The organism is Frankia sp. CcMO1 (assembly GCF_977945845.1).
This window is the reverse complement of sequence record NZ_CDWTMG010000105.1, coordinates 1-15,210: the sequence shown is the minus strand read 5'-3', so window position 1 is coordinate 15,210 and position 15,210 is coordinate 1. Positions and strand designations below refer to the sequence as shown.

The window sequence follows — 15,210 nt, the reverse complement described above, 5'->3', positions numbered from 1 at the left end:
GGCCGGATCCGCCAACCAGTCCGCGTCCGGAGTGATCGTCAACAGTGCCCGGCCGCCGCTGACCTGCTTCACAGCCAGCGTCACTGGGGAGGTGCTGAGCGGCATGTCGGTGCCGGGATACGTTGCGGCGTCCCATGCCGATGCCGGCAGGATCCGCGACACCACTTTCCCCTTGGCGTCGGTGAAGTCGATGCCGCCGTCCTTGGCCGACGCTGCGGTCAAGCCCTTGGTCTTCAACGGGATCGTCCACGACACCGCTCCGGCCGGGCGGTCCTTCAGGACCAGGAACTGCTCGAAGCCGCTGCGCTGCACCCGCATCCGCATGTCCAGCCCGGGCGCCACATCGGTGTACAGGACATCCGAACCGGACGCGGTCGGCTTGGGTAACCGCCCCGGCCACGCCACCGTCACCGACCGCGACCCACCCGCGGAAGCCCCCTCAGAGGCGGTGACCTCATCCGATTCGGAGGTGCTCGACGGGCCGGCGAACCGCAGCCCCAACGGATGCTTGCGCACCGCGACCGACCCGTCCGCCGCCTGGTCCAGCGTCAGATCCACGTCCTGCCACGCGCCCTGGGAGTCCTTAAACCGGATCTGCCCCGAGTGGGCTTCCACCGTCTCCGTGCCATCCGGATTCACCCACGTCGTCGACATCTCCGACCGCAGGCCCTCCACCTCAACCCGGCTCCCGGTGGCCCGCGCCGTCACCCGCGCCGACAACAGATCCGGCCGCGACGACGTCTCCTTCCCAGCAGCGGCAGCCGCCGCAGCCGGCGGAACGGCGGGAGTCGCCGGATCCTGCGCGGCCTGCGCCGGCGACGCCTGCGCCAGAGACGCCACCAGCACCGTCGACACGGTCATCACGGTCCATCGCGCGACCCGTGAAGAGGCCAGACGAGGCACAACAGAGCCGGTGAACACGAGTTGCCTCCCGCAACGGTGACCAGGGAGGCGGAGCCTAGGCAGCAATCCCACCCCCACCAAGATCTCCGTCACCACGTCACACGAACGGCGCAACACCAACGGCGTAACCCGAGCACGCGACCCACCCGGGCCAAACCGGCCGAGCAGCGGCATATGGACAGCGGCGCGGCCTGCGGTAGCCCGCACGCGTCCTCCGTTCAGGCGAAACATGCAGGGCTGTTCGCGAACCGATACACGCCGGGGTGAGGCGTTTTCGCGAGGTGGGCCGGTGGCGGGCCGCGTGCGGCGCGTCCGCCGGTTTCGCCCTGCTCGCGGTCGCGATCATGTGGGTGGGAGCGCAGCACAGCCGGCCACATCGGAAGCGGCAGCGCCCCCGGCTGTGTGAAGGCCACCATGCGCGTCGGGTTCGGCTTCGCCCACCCCGCCTCGGTCGTGAAGATCGCTGCCGCCTGACCTGTCCGATAGACCAGCGCGTCAACGCCACCGCCAGCCGTACGTCTGCGCGCGACTGGCGGCCCGATGGTGCGAGGGAGGGGCGTTCGTTACCTTCCGTCCCCATGACCGCACCAGCGCGCTACACCACGGGCGGCGTTCCCAACCAGCCCCGAGGGGACGCCGCCCGGTGTGCAAGCGCTAGCCCAGAATGAGCGAGACGCTGTTGCCCTTCTTGTCGAGCTCAGCGCGAGAGGTCGTGGTTTCGCCGCGATGCGAAACCTCGACCGCGTAGAACGGCACGTCGGGAACGGTCACGTCACCCAGGTACGAACAGAAGCCGTCGGCCACTAGTAGTACTTGATTAGGTTGTTCATGGTGGGACGGTCTGGTGGCAGGTGGGGCAGTTTCCGAGCCAGGTCGCGAGTAGCTGCTGTAGTTCGCGGGCGACGGCGTAGGTGGTCAGGTTCGGTTCTGCCCCAATGCTTTTCCCGTGTCGGGTCGTTGCAGGCGTTGGGTGGTGAGGAAGAGGTGGGCGGCGGTGACGAGGGTGACGTGGCGGTGCCAGCCGTTCCAGGAGCGGCCTTCGAAGTGGTCGAGGCCGAGGGCGAGGGCGGTCTTGAGTTCGCGGTAGTCGTGTTCGATGCGCCAGCGGGCCTTGGCGAGGGCGACGAGGTCGTCCAGGGTGGTCTCGGCTGGGAGGTCGCAGAGCCAGTAGTCGCTGGGTTCGGTGGCGTCCTGGCTGGGCCATTGGGTCAGCAGCCACGCCTGGGGGTAGGCGCCGTCGTCGTCGTGTTTCACCCCTCGCCCGGCAGGACGGACACCGGTGGCGGTGAACCAGCCGCTCATCCAGACCCGCTTGCCTGGAACGGAGCGTGCGGCTTCGCGCCAGCGGACCTGCCGGCGGGCGGGATGGGCGGCGGGAAGGGCGGCGGGATGGGCGGCGGGATCTGGTGTGGTGGCGAGCGTCTTCACGCTGACGGGGTCCTGGCGGTAGCGGGGTCGGGGATGCTTGCCGACTCCGGCGTAGGGCACCGGTTCCGGGACCGCGGCCGCGCAGTGGACGGTGGTGGTGGAGACGACGGCCACCACGTAGCGGATGCCTCGCTGGCTGAGTCCCGCCCGGAACGCGCCGACCTGCCCGTAGCCGGCGTCAGCCACCAGCACCTGAGGCACGGCCCTGTGATCGCCGTGATCGGAGGGTGTGTGGCCCCAGGACGCGAGTTCGTCGATCATGTCCAGCGCGAGCTGCCACTTCGGGGCGTAGCGCACCTGATCGGGGATCTTCGACGCTGCCCGGCGGGCGGCGATCTGCGCGGGCGTGGGTGGTGGCTTGCGCAGCTTCACCTTCGGTTCCCCGGCCACCCCCAGCGTGGTGACGCTGCCCCAGCGCTGGGACTGGCTGGCCAGGTGAGGGTTCACGGCCCTGCCCTGCGCGTCGGGGACCGTGGTCTCGTCCCAGGACGGAGGCAGGAACAACCGCCAGTCCAACACCGCCGAGGCCTTGTCCGTGGCGGCATGCAGGCTGACCGCGATCTGACAGTTCGCGACCTTGCCCAGCGTGCCGGAATACTGCCGGGCCACCCCCGGCGAGGCCTTGCCGTCCTTGGGGAAACCGGTGTCGTCCACGATCCACACATCCGGGCCGTCCGGGCCGACCACCTGCAGAGCCCGCTGCGCCAACCGCCGCCGGACAGCCGTGTAATCCCACGTCGAGGACGTCAGGAACTGCTGCAGACGTTGATGATCCGTCCCCAGCCGCGCCGCCATCGGCTGCATCGACTTGCGCTGCCCGTCCAACATCAACCCACGCAGATACGTCAGCCCCGTCGCCCGCTGATCCGAGCGAGCGAAGCCCACGAACATCTCCGCAGCGAAAGACTCCAATTCGCCCCGGACCCGTTGCAGCTCACCGGCATCCATGACCATGACTCAAACACAGTCCATGATCACAAACAATCGACACGCCGACGTAATCAAGTACTACTAGGACGTGTCCTGCGGATCTTCATTTGAGGTGGAGGACGATGCAGGCGATGAGGATTTCGGAGCGGTAGTAGGCGGCTCTTTTGGCGTAGCGGGTGGCGAGGCCGCGGAACTGTTTCAGCCGGTTGAAGCAGCGTTCGACGACGTTGCGGTCGCGGTAGCGGTCGGCGTCGAAGGCGGGTGGTCTGCCGCCTCGGGATCCTCTGGCTCGGCGGTGTTCTTGCTGGTCTCGTCGTTCGGGGATGGTGGCCTTGATCCGTCGGGCTCGTAGGGCGCGGCGGGTGGACGGATGCGAGTAGGCCTTGTCCGCCAGCACTCGTGCGACCGGGACCGCCTGTTGCCCGTCGTTCAAGATGCCGATGAGGGCGTCGTTGAGGATGCCGACGGGGTGACCAGGCTTCCGGTCCTGGATTCCCGGTTTCGTCGGCATGGTGGCGGCGTGGTCGGCGCGGTGACGGTGCCGATGGGCGTCGAGCGGTTGTCGCTGACAATCCGGCGTGTCCGGGGGTACGTGGTCCGGATCTGGGCATGGAGGGGGCCCAGAAGGTGGCGCGGATCTCAGCCTGAGCGCGTGGAAGTGAGCAGGCGGCCGCTGGTGATCATGGTGACCTGGTGCCAGGGCCGGGCGGTGGCGGTGGCGGCGGCGTCGGTGGGGTCGCTCAGGCGCAGCCGGCGGTGCAGCTCCTGGCGCTGTCGGGCGGCCAGCAGCGCGAGGTAGTCGATCCCGGTGAGCGCGCCGGGCCAGAACCGAGGCGAAGCGGCAGCGGCCTGTGCGTGGGCGCCGGCGGCGGCCCCGAGGGCCTGGAGCGCGGCCCGGACCGGAGGGACCGGATGGACAGGGGCCGGTCCGCTCGTCCAGCAGAGGCCGGTGTCCGCGCCGAGGGACCGCAGGACCGTCACGGCGGTGTCGGTCAGGTTCTCGACGCTGCGGGCGACGGATCGGATCCAGGCCCGGACGGTACTGACCGGGACGCCGATACCTGCTGCGACACAACGGTATCCGGATCCTTCAGCGGCCGCGGTCAGGGCCGCGCCGATGACCTCGACACCGTACGCACGTCGCGGCAGGTATCCGGCCGGCAGGAGGACCTGGGTGACACCACACACGCGGCACCGGGCCCGGTCCGGGCGCACCTGGACGCGTTCACCACCGCCCATCCGCACCTGACGTGCCCGCGCCTTCGACCAGACCCGCAGCGTCCCCTCGCAGCCACCCTGCGGGCAGGACACGGTCCCCGCACGCACCGCCGCGAGGGCAGCCGCCGGGTCGACCACGATCATCACAGCGCTCTGCTCCAGACACTCGCTCAGACTGTCGCGGAACGGCCGCGCACCAGAAGGGGCCAACTCGGGTTGCAGCCTTGCGCCCCGGCCTCATCGCACGCAACCGACCCCAGCGACACCCGATCCGCCCTGTCGTCGCCGTCACCACGCCGACGACATGAACGCCTGCTGCGTGTTCGCCAAGCCCGCGAACAGCAGATCCCCGTCACAGCAGGCCAGATCGGCACGCCGACGGTGCCGACCAAGAAGCCGAACCACGATCACGGACCCCGAAGGCGTCGGCACGCTGAACGACGCCTTCATCGGCATCCTCAGCGGGGTCCAACACGTGCGGAGCAGGTCGCCTGTCCGCGGTGCTCGACGGTCTCGGGGCGGGTGCATGGGCGGTATCGGCGGCGGCTGGTGGATGCGGCGATCGCGGGGGCCGCGGTGGTGCTGGATCTGCTGGTGCGGCGGTTCCGGTGCCAGCGGCCTGACTGTGCGGTGGTCACGTTCGCGGAGCAGGTGCCGGGGTTGACCAGTCCGCATGCCCGGTTCACTCCTGCAGCGGAGCAGGTGGTGGCCTCGATCGGGATGGCGCTGGCGGGGCGGGCCGGGTCCCGGCTCGCGGTCCGGTTGGGTGTGCCGGCTGGCCGGGACACGCTGCTGCGGCGGGTGCGTGCCGTCCCGGAGCCGCCGGTGGGGCCGATCCCGGTGCTGGGGGTGGACGATTTCGCGGTGCGTCGCGGTCACGTCTACGGCACCGGGATCGTGGACATCGAGGGTCGTAGACCGGTGGATGTGTTGCCTGGGCGTGACAGCGAGCCGTTGCGGGACTGGTTGCGGGAGCATTCCGGCGTGGAGGTGATCTGCCGGGACCGGGCCGGCGCCTACGCCGAGGCAGCCCGCACCGGCGCACCGGACGCGGTACAGGTCGCTGACGCACGGAGCCTCCCGCGCGCAGGTCGCGCGCAGACTGGGACTGGACCCGCACACGGTGCGGCGGTTCGCGAACGCCAGCGGCGTCGAGGAACTGCTGGTCAAGACCGACCGCGCCAGCAAGATCGACCCGTTCAAGGAACACCTGCACACCCGGTGGAACGCCGGCCTCACCGACGCCGCCCGGCTCACCATCGAGATCACCGACTTGGGGTACGCCGGGTCCGAGCAGACCGTCCGCCGCTACGTGCGCCGCTTCCGCGACGGTCGTCCCGCCCCACCGCCAGGGCCGGTGCCGCCGACCGTTCGCGACGTCACCCGGTGGATCATGACCCGGCCCGACCGGCTCGACCCGGACGACCAGACCGCGCTCAAGACCGTGCTGGCCCGCAGCGGCGAACTGGACCGGCTCGTCGGCCACGTGAACGACTTCGCCACCATGCTGACCAAGCTCGAGGGCCACCGCCTGGGCGCCTGGATCGCCGCGGTGGAAGCCGACACCCTCACCCCGCTGACCCGGTTCGCCACCGGCCTCCGCACCGACCTCGACGCCGTCACCGCGGGGCTGACCCTGCCCTACAACTCCGGCCCGGTCGAAGGCACCGTCAACAAGATCAAAATGATCAAACGGCAAATGTACGGACGCGCCAACCTCGACCTACTGCGCAAGCGCGTCATCCACCCGACCTGACCACCCGGACCACAAGATCAGCGACAGGGCCCTTTGAAGTGGCCATTGACAGCGACTGGACTCACGGCTCGATCGCCTCGAGCGCGAGACGCGCCGCCCGCCCTCCATCGAAGCTCCATCGGGCGTCAATCGGCGAAACCTACGGTGTCGACTTCTGATCGCCACGACCTGGAGGACAGGATCATGAACTGGACACGGCGGCTCCGATCGACTCGTTCACGGCGGCGCGCACTGCTTGTCGGCGCTCCGCTCGCGACCGCGGGCCTCGTCGGCGCGCTCTTGGTCGCGATCCTCGGAGTGGTCGCGCCGTCCAGCGCGTCGGCCGACCCGATCTACCGGAACCTTGGTCTGCGCAGCTGGTACTTCACACAGTCCTGCCTCGACGCAGACACCGGCCAGCTGGGCATGAACGGCGGTCGCGTCCAGGTCTGGTCCTGCAAACCCGAGGACAACATGCGCTGGCAGTGGGAGTTGATGAGGGACGGAAACTGGGAGATCCGCAATCAGGCCAACAACAAGTGCCTGGACGCCGCGACGCAGACGATCTTCAACGACGGCGGCAAGGTGCAGATGTGGGAGTGCAATAACCAGCCGCAGCAGCGCTGGAAGATCGTCGGCGACGGCATCTGGTCCGCCGTCAGCAACAAGTGCCTCGACACCAACATCTGGGAGAACCACAACGGCGCCACGGTACAACTGTGGACCTGCAACAACAGCAACCAGCAGAAGTGGTCGTTCCTCTATCCCTGAGCGGTAGCAGCTCCGTTCATGGGGTGGCCCCATCCTTGTACGGGTGGGGCCACCCTTGCCCACTCGAGCGGATTCGCTTCACTGCGCTTGGTGTCGAAGCATTATCCGCGTGCTCGACGGGCGGTCGCCAGGCTCGACGGCGAGAACGGCGAGGGCCACCGTGGCGACTAGGCGAGCGGGCGGGGTCCCCATCACGTCACCGACACGCCGCAGCTGTCGCAGCCCCAGTGCAGGCCCAAGACTGCGTTGATGCCTCCGATGCTGGTGTCGGCCGATCGGTCAGTGCCGTAGAGCGTCACGTTCTCACCTGACGGCCGGACGATCGCCACCGGCGGCGACGACGGCAACATCCGCATCTGGAACAGGAACGGGAACGGGCAGCCCCGAATCCTCCGCGGACACCGCGGACCGGTGTGGAGCGTGGCATTCCGTCCCGATGGCAGGCAGATCGTCAGCGCCGGACATGACGGCAGCGCGCGAATATGGGACACCGCCAACGGAGAGGAACTCGTTTCACTCCGCGGCCACGGGGCTTTCGTCGAACAAGCCAAATTCGGTCCCGATGAAACCCTCGTCACCGCCCACGGTGACGGCACCATCCGGCTGACGCGCTGTGGATCATGCGGGCCAATCGACCGCGTCCGGGTCGCCGAGCTGCTCGACCACCTACTCGCGCAGGTCATCCCGGACCGCGTCGGCATCCCAGACCGCCGCGTTCAGCAGCCGCTGCGGCCCCGCCGCGGCCCACGAACTCATGGAGCGCCTCACTTTCGATTCTCTCGCGGTTCGTCGTGGCTGACGGGTCGTCGTCGGGTCGCGCGCGCCGGGATCGTTGTTCGGTGACGTTGCGATGACCCGGTGGATACCCTCGTCCGGTGACCGGCATGTATCCAGAGATCGAGCCAGCTGCGAGTGGCATGCTCGACGTCGGGGAAGGGCATTCCCTGTACTGGGAGACGGTTGGCCGCGACGACGGCTTGCCCGTCGTGCACCTGCATGGCGGTCCGGGCGGCGGCGCCACGGCGCGGTCCCGACGCAACTACGACCCGGCCGCCTACCGCGCGGTCCTGTTCGATCAACGAGGCTGCGGCCGGAGCCGGCCGCTGGCCGACCGTCCCGGTGCTGACCTGTCCGGCAACACCACGGGGCACTTGGTGCGTGACATCGAGATGCTGCGCGAGCACCTCGGGATCCAGCGGTGGGTAGTGACCGGTGGTTCCTGGGGAGTCACCCTTGCCCTGGCGTACGCGCAGCAGCATCCCGACCGGGTCATCGCGATGGTGCTGGCCGCGGTGACGTCGGGTCGGCGTCTGGAGACCGAGTGGATCACTCGCGGCATGCGGCGGGTCTTCCCCCGGGAGTGGGACGCCTTCGCCGCAGGCGTCCCCGAAGCCGAGCGAGACGGCGATCTGTGCGCCGCGTACGCTCGCCTGTTGGCCGACCCGGACCCGTCGGTCCATCGCCGTGCGGCTCGGCAGTGGTGCCGTTGGGAGGACGCCCACATGTCCCTGGCACCCGGCGCCCAGCCGCATCTGAGCATCCGGGACGACACCTTCCAGCAGGTGTTCGCGCGCCTGGTCACGCACTACTGGAGCAACGACAGCTTTCTGGAAGACGGGCAGATTGCCGCGAATCTGCACCGGATCGCGCACATCCCTGCGACCCTCATCCACGGCCGCTACGACGTGTCCGGACCGCTGGACACCGCCTGGGACCTGCATCGCGCCTGGCCCGCCAGCCGGCTCGTCGTCCTGGACGACGCCGGGCACGGCGGCGACAGCATGTCCCAGGCCATCGTGACCACACTCGACGACCTGCGTCAGATCCGCTGAAACGCAAGAAGGCGCGAGCGCACTGTCCGGGCCCGGTTCGGACGAGTCGCGTCGAAGTCCGCAGGAGTGCACCTCGGCGCGGTCAGTTCGGTGGACCGCCGCGGACGATCTGACTGTCGTGGCAGCGGCTGATGCAAGAGGACAGATCCTGACCGGCATGGGTCGTAGCTTGCTGCACGTCCCGTCCACCACACAGGAGGCATCATGGCCGAGCAGGACCGCTACATCCCCGGAGTTCCGTGCTGGATCGACACCAACCGCAGCGATCCCGAGACCGCCGTCGCCTTCTACTGCGGCCTGTTCGGCTGGCAGGTCGAGGACGTCTCCCCGCCGGAGGTGCCGGGCCACTACTTCACGGCTCGCCTGGGCGGGCGTGACGTCGCCGGGATCGGATCCCAGCCCGATGGCGCCCCGCCCAGCTCCGCCTGGAACACCTACGTCTGGGTGCAGGACGCCGACGAGACCGCCAAGCTGGTCGGCGCGGCCGGTGGCAGCGTGGTCATGGAGCCCGTGGACGTCGCTGAGGCCGGCCGAATGGCCGTGTTCGCAGACACCGAGGGCGCCCAGTTCTGCGTCTGGCAGGCACGCCGCCATCGCGGCGCGACGATGGTCAACGAGCCGGGCTCCCTGAACTTCAACGAACTGCACACGCGTGACCCGGAGGCCGCTGAACAGTTCTACGGGGCGGTGTTCGGCTGGGAGCGGATCCCGGTCGGTGACGGCTTCGCCTGGGCATTGCCGGCGTACGGCGAGTTCCTGGAGCGGCGCACGCCGGGAATGCGGCAGAGCATGAAGGAGATGGGGGCGCCCGACCGCTTCTGGGAGGTGGTCGCGAGCATCAGTGCGATCACCGACACGGCCGCGCCCCACTGGAACGTGATCTTCGGCGTCGACGACGCGGACGCGATTGCGGCGCGTGCGGTCGAGCTGGGCGCTCGCGTGATCGCGCCGCCGTTCGACGCCACCTGGGTCCGCATGGCGGTCATCGCCGACCCGGACGGCGTGCGGTTCACCGCCAGCCAGTTCGTCCCCCCGAACGGCTGATCGCCGGCATGAACCGGTCGCGGCCTGCGCCAGGTCGGATCGCGCTGGCGGAACCTCCTAGGCAATCTCCTGCTGCAGGTAGTCGACGCCCTTGCCGACGGCTGTGCTCGCTGCCAGCGCGGCTACGAAGATCCCGAACGGTCCGAACAGGAGGGCGCCTGCTGCGGCGCCGGCGAGCATGCCGGCGCCGCCGGTGGCCAGGCCCTTGCCGCCAGCCCAGGCGTACTCCTCGACGGTGTGCTCCTCGTCGTCCAACGCCAGCTTGCCGATGTTGATCGCCGGGTCGACGAACAGGCCGGCGCCCCTGGTGATGGCCCTGGACGCAGCCTGGCCCCGGGCCACAGTGGTGGCCGTCTTGTGCGACGTCGCCGCGATGATCTGATGCGACGTCTGGCCCACTGCCCTCCGGGCGATGATCTCCTTGGCCAGTTCGCGGGCGGCCTTTCGGCGCGCCTCCTCGGTCACGTAGCCGGCCAGCGCCTCGGCGCCCGTCTCGATGAGCTCCCGGGCCAGCATCTCGATCGGATCCATAACTCCTCCTGGGTCCTATTCCGTTGATCTGGAGGGCCTCGGCGACGTCGCTGTGATGGAGGGCGGCGTGCTTCGCCATCAGGTTCTCGACGACGAAGCCGACCTCCCGACCGGTGCGCCGGGGTCCGGCCTCGACGTACGGCGCCATCTCTGGGTCCGCGCCTCGGTGTTCAGGCCGGTCTGCCGCTGCGACATCGAGCCCGCCGGCTTGCCGAGTGTGCGGGCCGCCATGCCCAGGTCATGCTGACCCCCTTCAGCAGCGGCCTTGCATCCCGTTGGGCTGACAAGACCTTCAGCTAACATGGGGCTTGCTACACCAAAGGACTTTCTTGGATGAGAGAATAAATGTTACCCAGATGGAGCGCAAGGTGACCGACCGGCATGGGAGGTTCGACGACATCGCCGGGCGACTGACCACGCGGGAGGGGCCGGACGGCGCGCCGGTGTCGAACGGCGTCAGCCGGTCGCTGCTGGGGGAGGTGCTGTCGCGGGTGGCGGTGAACACGCCTCCCGTGGCCTCGCGCGTCGAGATCGCCGAGGGGCGGATGCTGGCGAACCCCGCCACGTTGTCCGAGGGCAGCGTGAGCAAGGCGGCGACCGTGCTCATGCGCGAAGGACTGCTCGTTGAGGATCTGCCACGCCGGGACGACAGGGGCCGGCCCGTCCTGCCGCTCCAGCTCGCCGGACCGGGATGGTACTCCGTCGGTGTCCACGTCGGTTTCGACACCGGCCTCCCGCGCGAGGTCCGAGCGGTGGCGGTAACTCTGGCCGGAGTCGAGCGGGCCAATTGTCCTGTGCCGGTGGAGAAGGCAGCCGCGACGAAGGATCCGGTCGCCGCGCTGGTGGTGGCGATCGATCGGGCGGTCGCAGAACTGGGCGGCCACGAGGCGGTCCGTTCGTACGACCGCGACGGGATGGTGCGGATGCTCGGCGTCGGTGTCGTCATAGACCGGCCAGTTCACCAGGGGCGCGTCTTGGTCGTTGCGGGCTCCGTGGCGCCGCTCCGGAAGGGGCGCGCGGCCGGGGATGGCTCGCCCGAGGCAGGACGGCTCTGGGCCGAGTTGGATCTCGGCCAGCAACTCTTCGACACGCTCGGCTGCCCGGTGGTCGTGGAGAACGACGCGAACGCGCTCGCCGTCCGCGAGACCTATGCGAACCGGCTGCTGCACCGGGACTTTTGTCTCGTGCTCGTGGGGGACGGCGGGGTCGGCTCGGCGGTGGCGATCGACGGCCGCGTGCACCGCGGCGGCCGCGGGCTGGCCGGCGAGGTGGGGCACATCAGGGTGCCACGACCGGATGGTTTCGCCGACGACAAGCTCGCTAACGAGTGCTGGTGCCGGTGCACCGACCACGTCGACGTCTTCGCGACACCCGCCCGGCTACGCCTGGAACTGGGGCCGGACGGCGCGCAGCTGACGCCGGAGCAGCTGCTCGCCGTGGCGCGCCGCCCGCTCGACAAGGAGAGCCTTGCGGCCGCCGAGAAGTTCTACCTCGCCGGGCGTGCCCTCGGGGGCGGGCTGGCGGCAGTGGTGAACATCGCGGACCCGGCACAGCTGCTCTTCGTCCTGCCGCCGGTGTTCCGGCCGGACGAGGATGGCGAGCGGACGGTCGGAGGCCAGTACCTCCTCGGTGTGCTCGAGGAACTTGCCGAGCAGGGACTGGGCGACGTCTTCGACGAGTCCGACAACGAGTCCGACAACGAGTCCGGCAGGAGCGGCGGGCTGACGCTGCTGGCGCCGCACGTCTGGAACGCCGACCAGCTCGCCGAGAGCCAGGCGCGTGCGGCGGGCGTGCGGGTGTTCATCGAGTTCGTCGACCACCTGTTCGGCATCGACGGATGCCGCCCACCAGCGAACTCCGGGCGGTCGGGCTGGCTGCAGGACAACACGCCGTCCAACCGCTTCTCGGCGCCGATGGCGGCGGTGGTGGGCGGCGCGATCGGCGGGCCGTTGGCGCTGACGGCGGCGAAGGCCGCGACTGAGCTGGCGGTGCGGTACCTGGACCGCCGGAAGGAGACGAGAGGCACACGCTGACTCACCCACCACCGCCTGGCGCAGCCCTTCGGCATGCAGCGCGGTGCGGCAGGGTGTGGATCCGCTCGGTGATGCCCTCGACATCTCGGCAGATCCTGGGCCCTGGCCCGGCGTCAGTTGCCCGCGCCCGTGGTGCGTGTGGGCCTTTAGAGGTTCCGCGGATAGGGGGGTGCGGGCCGGGCGGGCCCCGGCATCCCGGTGGGCGGTGTTGTCGTCGTCGCCCGTGGCTCCGCCACGGGCTCCTCCTCCGCCTTGCCCACCGGGTGCCGGAACCCGCCCGACCCCGCACCCCCTATCTGGGGAACCTCTTATCGCGTGGCGATCGAGGGCCCGCGCAGGGTTACGTGGATGCTGCCGCCGATCTCCATGTCGACTCGGGTGCAGGTGGCTGTGCTGTCGGGCACTGCGGTGACCGGCCAGTCGTGCTGGTTGTCCAGTGCCCGCTTGGCGATTGCGGTGGCCTGCGCCAGGCTGGTGCATCGATCCGCGACCTGGGTTCGGAGTGTGTCTCGTATGTTGGCGATGGTCGTGGCTATCCCTGGTTCGGGGGGCTCGGCTGGATCGGACTGGCGATTGGGGTAGATGTTGACGGCTGCGCCGTCGGGGTCGGCCTGGGCGTACGAGCAGGGCGGCCACGGCTTGGGCGTCGTGTCGGTGAGGCGGTGAACCCTGGTGCGCCAGCGCAGCCCGAGCCGGTCGAGTTCGTGGCGTGCGAAGGCGGTCGCCTCGGCCTCGGTGTAGCACCGGGAGGACATGCCGTCGACGACGTCGTCCAAGGTCGCTTGCAGCTCTCGGGCCGCGCTGTCGTCAGGTGTCGCAGCAGGCAGGACGGTTGCGCCGCCCGGCACTTGCCCGCGCGGAGCTACGAACAGGATGCCGTTGTAGCGGAAGGCCACCGGATCCTCAATCGGCGGCAGCCCGGTCTGCTGTTGGTACCACTGGCAGTCGCTAACAGGGTCTCCGGTCAGTTCTGGGCCGCCGGACGTCTGCTGCCGATTGTCCGTGATCGGGTCGACCCAGCGGGCGATGCAGGTCAGCCCGTCCGTACGGCCGGTGGGACTCCAGTGCTCGTAGGCCGCGTACGCGGCGCCTCCGCCGAGCAGTGTCAGGGCGAGCGCGGCGGTGGCGAGCCCCCGGCGGCTGCGCCGGCGTGGTGACGTCGAGGTGGCCGGTGGCCTCGGATTCGTCCTCGTGATTCCTTGCTGTATGGCGTCCAGCGCCGATCGGTCGACGCGGCAGAGCGCGTCGTGCGACACGGGGTTCGCGTTTCGCAGTTGATCGAGTGGGTCTTTCCTCGTCATGAGCCCTCCTCCACGCCGGGACGACACTCGCGGGTCTTGGCCCATCCGTTCGGGACGGGTCCGGTCGGCGCCGTAGGCCTCACCAGTCCCGAGTCGCTCTCGCGGTGGATCTCTGAGGTCAGGGTTTCCATCGCCTGGCTGAGCCGGCGCCGCGCGCGGTGCAGTCGCACCCGGACGGTCGCACGAGACACCCCCAGCACTGCCGCGATCTCATCGCGCGCCAACTGCTCCCACGCCACCAGGCGAAGCAACTCCTGGTCGTCCTCCGCCAGCTGCCGCAGGGCAACCTCCACAGTCGTCACCTCCTCGGGGACGGGAGCCGCCGCGACGTCGGCCAGAGCCCCGCGCAGACGGTCCGCCAACGCGTGCCGCCGGCGTTCGCCGCGGTGATGGTTGGCCAGTACACGGCGGGCGACACCGAACAACCACGGCCGTGCCTGACCGTCGCCCGGAACCTCGTCGAGTCGGCGCCAGGCCACCAGGAATGTCTCGGCCACCACGTCGGCAGCGTCCGAAGGGTCGGCGACGCGACGGACGGCATAGGCCAGCAAGGGCAGATGACTCTCCTCGAAAAGCCTTGCGAACCGGTCTTCCGCTGCGCTCACGGTCCTCCTCTCAGTGGGGAAGCCTCACACGACCCACATGTCCAGGCGATCAGCGAGCGTTTCACAGCGGCGCGAACTCCTCCCCAGCGACCAAAGCGGATGAAGGGACCAGCCCCAGATGCCGGCCGGTCCTCATGTCGCCGAGGCCGTAGAGAGCGCGCGAGGCGCAGACTGTACGGGGAACAGTCCCCGGGAGGAGCCCCGCAGGCGCTACTGCGAATGCGCCCCCGGCGCAGAGACGTCTGACAGTCTTGTCGCGGTCGGCGGTACCGGTCGGTGGTACCGGTCGGCGGGAGCCGTCTGCGCAGGCATGCGGAGCAGGCAGACGTCCTTGGGGGCATTGTGGATCGACGCCGGGGGCGGCGGTTGCTCATCGCGCTCGGAACATCGGCTGCCGGGCTGGCCCTCGCCGGTGCCGGGTGGTGGGCACGCAGGTGCACTCGGGATCGTTCGACGGCCAGGTCGGCAAGGCGAACATCGCCGCGTTCGACCTGGCGCTGTTGTTGGCCCTCGCTGGTGTCTTCCGCGTGCTGGTGCTGCTGCTGCGCCGGTCGCGATCCGTGGCCGGAGCGGTGGGCGGTGCCACGCCCATGGACCGCGCGACGGCGTTCCTGGCGGCGAGCGTTGCGCAGCACTGGAACACCCAATTGAAGTACCCCCTGAGAATTCTGTCTCCGCAACCGATCCGGGTTCGGTGGGACTACGGTCCGCCCCACCTCGTGCCGCACGAGGCTCTGCCGGTCGGCGGCCGGCGGGCCCGCCGACGAGAGACGTGAGGCAACAGGCTCCCGAGGCCGACCCTCACCCTTGTGCCACGGCCGTCCGAGCAATCTCGCGACTCGCTGCTCCAATTCATCGAGTTGATCTTCATCCAGTCCT

Annotated in this window: 13 protein-coding genes and 4 pseudogenes; 8 read left to right on the top strand and 9 right to left on the bottom strand. The window is 69.6% G+C overall.

Features of this window, described 5'->3' with window-relative positions; genetic code table 11:
* The 6 genes and pseudogenes from AC08OU_RS13890 to AC08OU_RS13865 all read right to left on the bottom strand — a co-directional run.
* Window positions 1–864: pseudogene (locus AC08OU_RS13890) on the bottom strand (hypothetical protein); the annotation flags it as partial.
* Window positions 865–1,557: 693 nt separating this feature from the next.
* Window positions 1,558–1,707 carry a hypothetical protein gene (locus AC08OU_RS13885; protein WP_476605074.1) on the bottom strand — a complete coding sequence of 50 codons (150 nt, stop codon included), beginning with the start codon at window positions 1,705–1,707 and terminating at the stop codon, window positions 1,558–1,560.
* A 111-nt stretch (window positions 1,708–1,818) separates the two neighbouring features.
* Window positions 1,819–3,279, bottom strand: coding sequence for an IS701 family transposase (locus tag AC08OU_RS13880; protein ID WP_476605073.1), 1,461 nt, complete (start codon window positions 3,277–3,279; stop codon window positions 1,819–1,821).
* Window positions 3,280–3,364: 85 nt separating this feature from the next.
* Window positions 3,365–3,661, bottom strand: a pseudogene (locus AC08OU_RS13875) (transposase); the annotation flags it as partial.
* 239 nt (window positions 3,662–3,900) lie between these two features.
* Window positions 3,901–4,626 (bottom strand): DUF6431 domain-containing protein, encoded by a 726-nt coding sequence (locus AC08OU_RS13870; RefSeq protein ID WP_476605072.1) that lies wholly within the window; start codon window positions 4,624–4,626, stop codon window positions 3,901–3,903.
* Window positions 4,627–4,767: 141 nt separating this feature from the next.
* Window positions 4,768–4,929, bottom strand: a complete 162-nt coding sequence (locus tag AC08OU_RS13865) for a hypothetical protein (RefSeq protein WP_476605071.1) — start codon at window positions 4,927–4,929, stop codon at window positions 4,768–4,770.
* Here AC08OU_RS13865 and AC08OU_RS13860 point away from each other — a divergent pair.
* The 6 genes and pseudogenes from AC08OU_RS13860 to AC08OU_RS13835 form a co-directional block, all read left to right on the top strand.
* Window positions 4,861–5,535 (top strand): annotated as a pseudogene (locus tag AC08OU_RS13860) (ISL3 family transposase); the annotation flags it as partial. The gene AC08OU_RS13865 and the pseudogene AC08OU_RS13860 overlap by 69 nt on opposite strands.
* Before the next feature lie 67 nt (window positions 5,536–5,602).
* Entirely contained in the window at window positions 5,603–6,235 is a 633-nt protein-coding gene (locus AC08OU_RS13855) for an ISL3 family transposase (RefSeq protein ID WP_476605070.1), read from the top strand.
* 183 nt (window positions 6,236–6,418) lie between these two features.
* The gene (locus AC08OU_RS13850) at window positions 6,419–6,985 is read left to right on the top strand and encodes an RICIN domain-containing protein (protein WP_476605069.1); all 567 of its coding nucleotides are present in this window, start codon (window positions 6,419–6,421) and stop codon (window positions 6,983–6,985) included.
* A gap of 300 nt (window positions 6,986–7,285) precedes the next feature.
* Window positions 7,286–7,579, top strand: a pseudogene (locus AC08OU_RS13845) (WD40 repeat domain-containing protein); the annotation flags it as partial.
* Window positions 7,580–7,869: 290 nt separating this feature from the next.
* Window positions 7,870–8,817, top strand: coding sequence for a prolyl aminopeptidase (gene pip, locus AC08OU_RS13840; protein WP_476605075.1), 948 nt, complete (start codon window positions 7,870–7,872; stop codon window positions 8,815–8,817).
* Window positions 8,818–9,021: 204 nt separating this feature from the next.
* Window positions 9,022–9,861: a VOC family protein gene (locus tag AC08OU_RS13835; protein WP_476605068.1), complete on the top strand. Its 840-nt coding sequence runs from the start codon at window positions 9,022–9,024 to the stop codon at window positions 9,859–9,861.
* A gap of 57 nt (window positions 9,862–9,918) precedes the next feature.
* On the opposite strand, the gene AC08OU_RS13830 is transcribed toward AC08OU_RS13835, so the two are convergent.
* Window positions 9,919–10,392 (bottom strand): hypothetical protein, encoded by a 474-nt coding sequence (locus AC08OU_RS13830; protein WP_476605067.1) that lies wholly within the window; start codon window positions 10,390–10,392, stop codon window positions 9,919–9,921.
* Between the two features lie 356 nt (window positions 10,393–10,748).
* On the opposite strand from AC08OU_RS13830, the gene AC08OU_RS13825 reads away from it, so the two are divergent.
* Window positions 10,749–12,425 carry an ROK family protein gene (locus AC08OU_RS13825; protein ID WP_476605066.1) on the top strand — a complete coding sequence of 559 codons (1,677 nt, stop codon included), beginning with the start codon at window positions 10,749–10,751 and terminating at the stop codon, window positions 12,423–12,425.
* A gap of 308 nt (window positions 12,426–12,733) precedes the next feature.
* Here the strand turns inward: AC08OU_RS13825 and AC08OU_RS13820 are convergent, their stop codons facing one another.
* Both AC08OU_RS13820 and AC08OU_RS13815 read right to left on the bottom strand, forming a co-directional pair.
* The gene (locus AC08OU_RS13820; protein WP_476605065.1) at window positions 12,734–13,726 is read right to left on the bottom strand and encodes a hypothetical protein; all 993 of its coding nucleotides are present in this window, start codon (window positions 13,724–13,726) and stop codon (window positions 12,734–12,736) included.
* Window positions 13,723–14,331, bottom strand: coding sequence for an RNA polymerase sigma factor (locus AC08OU_RS13815; protein ID WP_476605064.1), 609 nt, complete (start codon window positions 14,329–14,331; stop codon window positions 13,723–13,725). The genes AC08OU_RS13820 and AC08OU_RS13815 overlap by 4 nt, the downstream gene beginning before the upstream one ends.
* 419 nt (window positions 14,332–14,750) lie before the next feature.
* Here AC08OU_RS13815 and AC08OU_RS13810 point away from each other — a divergent pair, with 419 nt between their 5' ends.
* Complete coding sequence (locus AC08OU_RS13810; RefSeq protein ID WP_476605063.1) at window positions 14,751–15,107, top strand: hypothetical protein; 357 nt, start codon at window positions 14,751–14,753, stop codon at window positions 15,105–15,107.
* Window positions 15,108–15,210: the final 103 nt, after the last annotated feature.